The 2976-nt window shown below is 45.0% G+C and carries 2 protein-coding genes; both read right to left on the bottom strand.

The window, feature by feature from the left end; genetic code table 11:
* Positions 1-102: 102 nt before the first annotated feature.
* The gene (locus HY877_05175; protein MBI5299668.1) at positions 103-1611 is read right to left on the bottom strand and encodes a tetratricopeptide repeat protein; all 1509 of its coding nucleotides are present in this window, start codon (positions 1609-1611) and stop codon (positions 103-105) included.
* A 5-nt stretch (positions 1612-1616) separates the two neighbouring features.
* On the bottom strand, positions 1617-2976 hold a 1360-nt coding region (locus tag HY877_05170), incomplete at its 5' end, for a protein kinase (protein ID MBI5299667.1).

Here is a 2976-nt window from a genome sequence, read left to right as displayed (position 1 = left end):
TTTTGATTTAAAGACCAGACTCGCCAAAATCAGAATCTGGGCAAAACACAAGCTTGTTGGAGAACAAATCGTAAGGGCGGAGGATATTAAAAAAGTACACTTTTAAAACTTCAAAAGTCCACTTTTAAAATTTAGCCAACAGTAAATTTGTATCAAAAATTTTATGATCGGAAACTGATAGCCTTCCGCAAAATCGGAAGGCGTCTTTTCCAAAAACTGTTTTGCCTTCCGCAAACGTTTAAGACTTTGTTCCATTTCACCTTTCAGAAAATAAACTTCTCCAATTCCTTCATGCCCCCACATCATCAGGAGAGGACTGGCCTTTGCCTCAAGAACAGTTTGAAAATGAACGATTGCCTTGTCAAATTGTTTCAGCTCTTTGTAACAATGACCTTTATGAGTCCAGATATTCATGCAATTTTGAAAATGTTCCTGTTGATTCGATAATACAGAGGAAGAGGCAAGACATCGGTCATCTTCCAGAAGAGCTTTTTCAAACTGATCTCCATCGTGATAAACATTTGCCAATGCTTTGTGTGCATGATTCAGCCATTTCCCCTGTGTCGTCTTTTTGGCCAACTCAACGGCTTGTTTGGCGTGGATTATCGCCGTCTTGAAATTTTTCAACATGCGATAGGTATCTGCAAGATTTATCAGTATCGAAAGAATGCCAAAAAGATTTCCCTTTTTTTTGTGGTGACCCAATTTTTCGCCCAGTTCTTTGACCGCCGCTTTGTAATCGCCAAGATTCATTAGCACCAGTCCCAAATTGTTGTTTTTTATTTTAAGCTGTAAATCTTGAGGCAACAGCTTTTCCGCTTTCTTGTTTTTTTCAAAAAGCTCTTTGGCCTGATTAAGCAATTCCATTTTTCTGTCAACGTCCCTTTGCGACAGTTCATAATAGTATCGGGCTTCATAATTTTTCCATGTCAGACGCAAAGTCGGTGGGCCTTTGACAATGCCTTTCTCCAGCATTCCCTTTGCTTTTTCAAAATGTCCCTGTTGCAAACTGAGTCCCAGCATTTTTGTGTCCAGAATGGCAGACCAGATATTTTCTTTCGTTGCACTGCCGAAATTTGTTTTTGCCTTTTCAAATACCTTCTCCGCTTTCTCATATCGCCCCTCTTGCTGATAAGCATCCATCAACTGTGCCGCGAGGCAGGCAAACAGTTTGGACCTGTTCGTCGGAATTTTTTCAATCCCGTATTCCAATAGCGTTCGGGCGCGGACCACGTCTCCCTCTCGCGCCAATAACTTGCGCGCAAGACGGAAAATGGACCGGAATGTTTGGGAAGAGGGGTGACTGTAACACCGGTGCCATTCGATAGTGTCACGGGAGATTGCTTCTCCAGCTTTGGCGGATCGTAATGACGCATGGCTCAGATATTTCGCTATCTTCTCATGCCAATAATATCTCTCTTCCGCATCCAGCATTTCATCGTGGATCAAGGTCGGAAAATAATCCTTGTTGTAAAAATCATAGGCTTCTTCATCAAAAGTCGTGGATAGAATATTCTTTGCAACCATCCCCCCCAATTTTTGTTTCAGGGACAGCAGAGGTAGAAAATGAAAAAGTTCATTGAACGCCATCGGCTCCTGCCTGATGGCCATAACTTTCAAAATACGTTTCTCATCCTCATCGCATTGGTGAAAGAGATTGAGAAGGCGCGTTCGGGTGCTGGGTGGGGTTTTTTTTGCTCTTCGCTTTGTGAAACCGATTCTTCATCCACGCCCGCAATTAAAATGCTTCCGTCGCTGTCAAACAGCATTCCTCTGTTGTTCAATGTTTGCAGTCTTTCCCTTAATTCGCGCGGAATCCCTTCCGTTTGCCGGCAGAGACTCTCCACCCATTTTTGAGGCAAAATCTTGTCCTTCAATGCCAATGTCGCTTTCAGATACGTGTCCACTTCAAGAAGACCGAAAGATTTCAAACACATCTTTTCCAAAAAATGAGTCGGGAGGGAAAAAGTGGAGATGAGATTGTCCAAAGAAACGGAAGAAGGATTGAAAGTAAAAACGATCAGCAGGGGAGGGATGTCCCCAAACAATTCCGGCTTTTGCCGTCTGGAAAAAGCAAGCCCCACCGTTCTTTCAAAAATATTCTTTATCCGTTTCAATTCCACGCTGTCGGGCTTCAACCGAATCCACTGATGAAACTCGTGAAGGTTGTCGATCAGGATGACAGAGGGTTTGCTTGTTTCTGCCAGATGCTGTGTCAGCCGGTTTGCCCAATTGTCGCAACAAAAAGCATCCGCGGGAAAAGAGATGGCATCAAGAAAAACATCCGCCCCCCTTTCTCCCGCCTTCTGTTTCAACTTTTCCAGCAGATGACTTTTTCCCAGACCTTCTTCTCCCGCGATGGCAAAGACGGAAGGCTGTAAGTGTCGGACACTTGTGGAATCAACCATTTTCTCCAGCGATCCATAAAGTTTTTCCTGTTCTTTCTCTCTTCCGACATGTCTGTTGCCCTGTGGAATCAGATAGGCGGCGCGGGCTGACGACGAGCCGTTTGAATCATCGATAAAGGCATCGGGTAATTGTGTTCTGAGGGCGTTAAAGACAGACCTTGCGTTGGTGTAAACACGGTCTTTTGGCATTTTGGCAATCAGCCGCATGATGATGGTGTCGTAAAATTTCGGAAAGTCAGGATTTCTGTTGTGGGCATGGGAAGGCGGCGGTGGCAATTTTTCCTTCTCGATGATCTTTCGTATTTTTTGGGTATCTCCGCGGGGTGCGTGGCGATAAAATGCGGTTGCGCCCCATGTGACGCAGTAATACATCAGCACACCTCCGGAAAAAAGATCGGCCCTCGCGTCAACCTGATCTTGCAATCCCAACACCACTTCGGGCGCCATGTACGGAATACTCCCCGTAAACGCACCGCTGTATTTCGCGGGGCTTACGGCGATGCCGAAGTCAATGATTTTCACGACAGGCTTGCCGTTTTTCATCGTCACCAGCACGTTTTCCGATTTG

It is taken from the genome of Deltaproteobacteria bacterium (genome assembly GCA_016213065.1).
GTDB lineage: Bacteria > UBA10199 > UBA10199 > SPLOWO2-01-44-7 > SPLOWO2-01-44-7 > JACRBV01.
Note: the sequence above shows the minus strand (reverse complement) of the source record. Positions and strands in the feature narration are given on the sequence as shown.

What these genes read in the sequence shown, in the direction of transcription:
- HY877_05175 (MBI5299668.1), bottom strand. Translation starts at nt 1,611, where the DNA reads ATGGCCATCAGGCAGGAGCCGATGGCGTTCAATGAACTTTTTCATTTT.